5 protein-coding genes and 1 riboswitch are annotated in these 7,027 nt (G+C 60.4%); of the genes, 2 read left to right on the top strand and 3 right to left on the bottom strand.

Annotation, left to right across the window (positions count from 1 at the left end; genetic code table 11):
* Positions 1-410 precede the first annotated feature (410 nt).
* The 3 genes from metF to metK all read right to left on the bottom strand — a co-directional run bounded on the left by metF (position 411) and on the right by metK (position 4,755).
* Entirely contained in the window at positions 411-1,277 is an 867-nt protein-coding gene (gene metF / locus BQ17_RS05155) for a methylenetetrahydrofolate reductase [NAD(P)H] (RefSeq protein WP_089724886.1), read from the bottom strand.
* A 452-nt stretch (positions 1,278-1,729) separates the two neighbouring features.
* Positions 1,730-3,154, bottom strand: a complete 1,425-nt coding sequence (gene ahcY, locus BQ17_RS05150) for an adenosylhomocysteinase (RefSeq protein WP_089724884.1) — start codon at positions 3,152-3,154, stop codon at positions 1,730-1,732.
* Between the two features lie 22 nt (positions 3,155-3,176).
* A riboswitch (S-adenosyl-L-homocysteine riboswitch) is annotated at positions 3,177-3,327 on the bottom strand.
* Positions 3,328-3,585: 258 nt separating this feature from the next.
* Positions 3,586-4,755: a methionine adenosyltransferase gene (metK, locus tag BQ17_RS05145; RefSeq protein ID WP_089724888.1), complete on the bottom strand. Its 1,170-nt coding sequence runs from the start codon at positions 4,753-4,755 to the stop codon at positions 3,586-3,588.
* Positions 4,756-4,961: 206 nt separating this feature from the next.
* Here metK and BQ17_RS05140 point away from each other — a divergent pair, with 206 nt between their 5' ends.
* Positions 4,962-5,519, top strand: coding sequence for a thioredoxin family protein (locus BQ17_RS05140; RefSeq protein WP_089724881.1), 558 nt, complete (start codon positions 4,962-4,964; stop codon positions 5,517-5,519).
* A gap of 521 nt (positions 5,520-6,040) precedes the next feature.
* Positions 6,041-7,027: transposase (locus tag BQ17_RS05135; RefSeq protein ID WP_141699117.1), on the top strand; the 987-nt coding region annotated here is incomplete at its 3' end.

The raw sequence follows: 7,027 nt of genomic DNA, 5'->3' as shown, positions 1-7,027 counted from the left end.
AGATCCCTCCTGCGTCGGGACAAGAAAGATCCCTCCTGCGTCGGGACAGGGTTTGACGTGTTGCGTTCGACGCCCAACGGCTCGTTGGTCTATAGCCAGGCCAGTGCCGGCGTCTTAACGCAACCTACACCCACATTATCCCTCGCGCGGACCTCGTGTTGCGTGTAGGTTGCATTAGCCGCGCGAGAAAACGCCTGGGGGAACAACACGGCGTAACGCAACACGACGTTAGGATCCGCTTTAACCAGACAGCTTCTAAATCTTGGTGGCTCCGCTTTTGGCTGCCGATGAACGCAGATCGGTCATAATCACTTGCCATCAACGACGGTTCTTGATCTGTTTGCGTTGATTTGCGGATAACTTTTCCGTGAGGAGCCTGGGCGCTCAATGTTGTCGGTAATTGAGAGCATCTAGGGCTCGGCGCCGGGCAGGCCGAGATCCTGCCACAGTCGAAGTGTCGGAGCGGCCTGGTTCATGGTGTAGAAGTGGATGCCCGGTGCGCCGCCTTCGATAAGCCGCCGACACAGGTCCCAGACGACCTGGTGTCCGAACTCGCGAATGCTGTCCATGTCGTCCCCGTAATCTTCCAGTCGTTTACCTACCCAGCGTGGGATCTCCGCACCGCAGGCGGCGGAGAAGCGGGCGAGCTTGCTGTAGTTGGTGATGGGCATCACGCCGGGGACGATGGGGATGCCGATGCCGGCGCGTCGGCAGGCAGCGACGAATGCAAAATAGGCATCGGCGTTGTAGAAGTACTGGGTGATGGCGGCATCCGCGCCGGCCTCGACCTTTTGCTTGAAATACGCGAGGTCTTGCTTGGCACCCGGCGCCTGGGGGTGGACCTCCGGATAGGCCGCAACCTCGATGTGGAATGTGGCACCGGTCTCCTCGCGGATGCAGGCCACCAGCTCATTGGCATAAGCCAGCTCCCCGGTGTCGGTGGCACCCATACCGGAGGGCAGATCGCCGCGGAGGGCAACGATACGCCGGATATTCCGGCTCCGGTAGCGGTGCAGAATATCCCGGATCTCCGCCCGCGTGGAGCCGATGCAGGAGAGGTGAGGGGCGGTGTCGATGCCCCGGTCGCGCAGGAGCGCCACCGTCTCGAAGGTGCGCTCGCGGGTCGAGCCGCCGGCGCCGTAGGTCACGGAGAAGTAGCGGGGGGCAACGGCGTTCAGCCGTTGCACCGTGTCCGCGAGCTTGGTCATGCCCTGCGGGGTCTTGGGAGGGAAGAGCTCGAAGCTGTAGACAGGTCTGGTGTTTATTTCGTCATTCATAAAAATCAAGCCGCCAGGGAAAATGCCGGTACAGCTGCGCGCAAAACCGGAGACAATAGTGATTAACTACAAATCACGCGAATCTGCGCGAAGCGGATTGTTTACGCCCACCGGAACTTCGCGTCGATGCGTGTGATTCTTAAGAAGCTGTCTGGTTAAAGCAATCCTGAATGGTTTGGCGCGGTTTGGGGGACCGGGCGGGTTGCGTTCGACGCCCAAAGGTGCGCTGATCGTTTGCCAGGTTAGTGCCGGCGTCTTAACGCAACCTACACCCATATTACCCCCGCGCTGCCGACCCGCGCGGCCTTGCGTTAAGTGTAGGTTGGGTCAGGCGCGCTGTCCGGTCTCGAAGCACGGTGACGGGGCCAAACGCGCCGTAACCCAACACGCCGGATTTGTCCCGACGCAGGAGGGATCTTTTCCCACAACCAACGCCAAACAACTCAGGACCGCTAATAGCGGTAATAATCAGGCTTATAGGGTCCCTCGATGGGTACCCCGATGTAATCCGCCTGCTCCTGGTTCAGGAGGGTCAGATTGGCGCCGATCTTGCCGAGGTGCAGGCGGGCTACCTCTTCGTCCAGCTGCTTGGGCAGCACATAGACCCCGATCGGGTACTGGTCGGTATTGCCGAAGAGCTCTATCTGGGCCAGGGTCTGGTTGGTGAAGCTGTTGGACATCACGAAGCTCGGATGGCCCGTGGCGCAGCCCAGGTTCACCAGGCGGCCCTTGGCGAGCAGGATGATGCGCTTGCCGTCGGGGAAGATGACGTGGTCCACCTGGGGCTTGATCTCCTCCCATGCATAGCCCTCGAGGGAGGCGACGTCGATCTCGTTGTCGAAATGACCGATGTTGCAGACGATCGCCTGGTCCTTCATCGCCGCCATGTGGTCGTGGGTGACGATGTCCCGGTTGCCGGTGGCGGTGACGAAGATGTCCGCCCGGGGTGCCGCTTCCTCCATGGTCACCACCTTGAAGCCCTCCATGGATGCCTGCAGGGCGCAGATGGGGTCGATCTCGGATACCCAGACGATGGCCCCGAGGCCACGTAGGGACTGGGCGCAGCCCTTGCCCACATCGCCGTAGCCGCAGACCATGGCGACCTTGCCGGCGATCATGACATCGGTGGCCCGCTTGATGCCGTCCACCAGGGACTCGCGACAGCCGTAAAGGTTGTCGAATTTGGATTTGGTCACCGAGTTGTTTACGTTCATGCCCGGGAAGAGCAGCGTGCCTTCCCGCGCCATCTCGTACAGGCGGTGTACGCCGGTGGTGGTTTCCTCGGTAACGCCTTTGATGCCCGCGGCGATTCGCTGCCAGTAGCGCGCGTCGCGTTCGAAGATGCGCTTCAAGACGCCGAGCACCGCCGTCCACTCTTCATTGTCGTCGGCGGTGGGTGCGGGTACGCTGCCGGTCTGCTCGTACTCCACCCCCTTGTGGACCAGCAGGGTGGCGTCGCCGCCGTCGTCCAGGATCATATTGGGACCGGCACCCTCGGGCCAGCTCAGGGCCTGCTCGGTGCACCACCAGTATTCCTCCAGGGTCTCGCCCTTCCAGGCATATACCGGGATACCGGCGGCGGCGATGGCCGCGGCGGCATGATCCTGGGTCGAGAAGATATTGCAGGAGGCCCAACGGACCTGGGCGCCGAGTTCGACCAGGGTCTCGATCAGCACCGCGGTCTGGATGGTCATGTGCAGGCTGCCGGAGATGCGGGCACCGGCCAGGGGTTTGCGGGCCCCGTACTTTTCACGTAGGGCCATGAGACCGGGCATTTCGGTCTCAGCGATGGTGATCTCCCGGCGGCCCCACGCGGCCAGGGAGATGTCGGCGACCCTATAGGCGGTATGCTCACTATAGGCAGTATGCTCACTCATGGTAGTCAGCTCCAAATGATTATCAGAGTGAGCGCCGTTGTTTAAGATATCCCCTCACCGAGCCTGGCCCCGCTACTAAATCGGCTATCGGTTTTGGCGTAGTCGGAGCCCGACCACGTGTGCCAATTTAGTAGCGCCAATTTAGTAGCGGGGTCGCAGCGCTCCTCGGTGGGAAGGATTTGAACCACAAAGGCGCAAGCTACGAATCACGCAAATCGACGCGAATGTTCTCATGGGAACAAAAAATCCAATGCACGCACGTTCGCATGATTCGTAGTTAAGTAGCCCCTAGGATGGGGTGAGGAACGAACCGCATCAAATCTGATGCGGTTCGCGCCTTCTCGTGATGCCATCCTGTAAGATCTGCCGCGCTCACCGCATCCTACGTCCATCTACTCCGACGCTCAGCGGCTTGGTTGATAGTTGATCCGTTACAATCCGGCCGCGTCGCGCAGCTCCTCCGCTTTGTCGGTCCGCTCCCAGGTGAACTCAGGCTCCTCGCGCCCGAAGTGTCCGTAGGCGGCGGTCTTGTGGTAGATGGGTCGGATCAGGTCGAGCATCCGGATAATATTGTAAGGGCGCAGGTCGAAGTGCTCGCGCACCAGATCCGCAATCCGGTCCTCGGGCAGCTTGGCGGTGCCGAAGGTCTCGATGGTGATGGAGGTGGGCTCGGCTACCCCGATGGCATAGGAGACCTGGATCTCGCAGCGTTCGGCGAGCCCCGCGGCAACGATGTTTTTGGCCACATAGCGTCCGGCGTAGGCGGCGGAGCGATCGACCTTCGATGGATCCTTGCCGGAAAACGCCCCGCCGCCGTGGCGGGCCGCGCCACCGTAGGTATCGACGATGATCTTGCGTCCGGTCAGGCCGCAATCACCTACCGGGCCGCCGATGACGAAGCTCCCCGTCGGGTTGATATGGAATTTGGTGTCGCTGTGGAGCCACTCCTCGGGCAGCACGGGTAGGATGATGTTCTCCATCACCGCCTCGCGCAGATGTTGGTAATCTACGTCCGGATCATGCTGGGTAGAGAGCACCACCGCATCCACGGCGGAGACCTTGCCGTCCCGGTAGCAGAGGGTGACCTGGCTCTTGGCGTCGGGTCGCAGCCAGGGCAACACATGGGAGCGGCGCATCTCCGACTGGCGTTGCACCAGGCGGTGGGCATAGGTGATAGGCGCGGGCATGAGCACGTCCGTCTCATTGGTGGCGTAGCCGAACATCAGCCCCTGGTCGCCGGCGCCTTGCGCCTCCGGGTCGCTGCGGTCTACACCCATGGCGATGTCCCCTGACTGCTTGCCGATAAGGGACATAACAGCGCAGGTCGAGCCGTCGAAGCCCACGTCCGAGCTATCGTAGCCGATGTCCGTCACCACCCGGCGGACCAACTCGTCCAGGTCTACCCATGCATGGGTGGTGATTTCGCCGCCGACGATGACGACCCCGGTCTTGACCATGGTCTCGCAGGCGACGCGCGCCTGCTCGGGACGTGGGTCCTGGGTCAGGATGGCGTCCAACAGGGCGTCGGAGATCTGGTCCGCCACTTTATCGGGATGTCCTTCGGAGACGGATTCGGAAGTGAAGATGAAATCGCTTGCCATGGCTAAGGTGCCCATTGCCTTGGTTTATGTGGGTTGTCCGAGATCGGACCCCGGCTCGGCTCGGCGTCCATTCGAGGTCTCCAGAATCGCTAGATGGTAATCCGCGTTGGCGATTTTTGCTAGGGACTGCGAGTCGGTTTGGCTTTTTTACCGCTTCCGGTACTATGGCGCAATCCATAATCCTTTGTGATGTCAGGAGTCGATCGATGGTTACACTTCAGACCCCAGTCTGTGACTTTGGAACGCCGGCGCCGGATTTTTCCCTTCCGGGTATTGACGGGAAGGTTTGGTCCCGCGATCAGTGTAAAGGTGAGCAGGGTCTACTGGTTATGTTCATCTGCAATCACTGCCCTTACGTGCAGGCGGTGCGCGACCGAATCCTACGCGATGCCCGCGAGCTGGCCGACTACGGCATCGGCTGCGTGGCCATCATGTCCAACGATCCGACGGACTACCCGGAGGACTCGTTCGACAATATGAAGCGAGTGGCCGCGGATTATGATTTTCCGTTTCCCTACCTGTTCGACGAGACCCAAGCGGTCGCGAGGGCCTATGGTGCCGTCTGTACACCGGATTTTTTCGGCTACAACAGCGAGTTGGGGCTTCAGTACCGGGGCCGGCTGGATGCAAGTCGTAAAGAGCCGGCGCCGCAAGGCACGCGCCGAGACCTGTTCGAGGCCATGAAGCAGGTGGCCGAGACCGGTGCCGGACCCGAGGAGCAGATTCCGAGCATGGGCTGCTCCATAAAATGGAAGGCGTCCTGATCCGCCTGTTCCACCGGGCGGCCAGCAAGCGCGTATAAATCCTCCTGAAAACATGGCCTTGAGGGTGGGCTGTGCCCACCGCCACCCTTGCATTAGCCCGTAGGATGGTGGTAGGGCGGGTAAGCCAGGGGCGGCGCCACCCGCCATATATGCGGTAAGCGCCTGCCGACCGCCTCAGGGATGGGGCAGGCAGCGAACCGCATCTTTGGACGGCGGCGTGCCCAATATCTCCCCTGAAGGAAAAACTACGAATCACACGAATCGCGCGAATCGATCCGCGAGGATTTGTGTGATTCGTGGTTTTTCTTTGCAGCCGGGCGAGTTACCAGTGGGCATAGCTCCCTACACCGCTGGCGACTTTACGCGCTATAAAATATGGGGGAGCATCAAAAAGGACACCCACTTTGTTTATGGGACAATAAAAGCAATAAAAGGACACTCATCTTGTTTGACATCTTCCCCACCCCAAGCTAAGCTCAAGCTAAGCTTCTTCTCGACACCGAAACCACAGAGGGCCCACGATGACTGCTCCTCGTTCCGTTCTCGTCTCGCTTGAGGACACCCCTTGGTATCACTGTGTATGCCGCTGTGTACGCCGTGCCTTCTTGTGTGGTGAGGACCCGTTCTCAGGCCTGAATTTCGACCACCGTCGCGGTTGGATTGTTGAGCGTATTCAGCAGCTTGCTGCTTTGTTCGCCATTGATGTAGCTGCCTACGCGGTGATGAGTAATCACTATCACATCGTGGTGCGCATCGACCGCGAACGGTCCTTGGAGTGGTCGATCGAGGAGGTACTGAGGCACTGGACAGCGCTCTTCACCGGGCCATTGTTGGTGACACGTTATCTCTCGGCGGCACGGGCGAAGATGACCCAGGCGGAGATTGCCAAGGTTGAAGAACTTGCTGAGGTCTATCGGGAACGATTACATGATCTGTCCTGGTTCATGCGCACCCTCAATGAGCACATCGCCCGCCGGGCCAATGCCGAAGATGGGGTGAAGGGGCGGTTTTGGGAGGGTCGCTTCAAGAGCCAGGCGTTGCTCGATGAGAAGGCATTGTTGGCGGCGATGGCCTATGTGGATCTGAATCCGGTACGGGCCGGGCTGGCCGAGACGCCGGAGACCTCGGACTACACCTCGATTCAGGAGCGGGTCGTCGGGTTGCCGGAGGAAGTCGGGTCCGAAGCCGGCTCGCAGGAGACCGCAACCACTAAAGATCCTGAGGTAATGCTCGATGGGGAGCGGTTACGACCAGAGGCCGAAACGCACGTCTTACCCCAGGCCCCTCTGATGCCCTTTGATGCCACCGCACGGACCCCCTGGGCAGTGCCCTTTGCCTTCGATGACTACCTGGAGTTGGTCGATTGGACGGGTCGAGCATTACGCGCGGATAAACGTGGGTACATTGAGGCGCAAGCACCCAAGATCCTCACGCGACTAGGCATCGACGGGGAGCGATTTATCGACTTTGCCGAGCGTTTTCTCAAGGAATTTGGAACAGCGGTCGGT

It is taken from the genome of Candidatus Thiosymbion oneisti, from assembly GCF_900092655.1.
GTDB lineage: Bacteria > Pseudomonadota > Gammaproteobacteria > Chromatiales > Chromatiaceae > Thiosymbion > Thiosymbion oneisti.
This window is presented reverse-complemented; position numbering and strand designations above follow the sequence as displayed.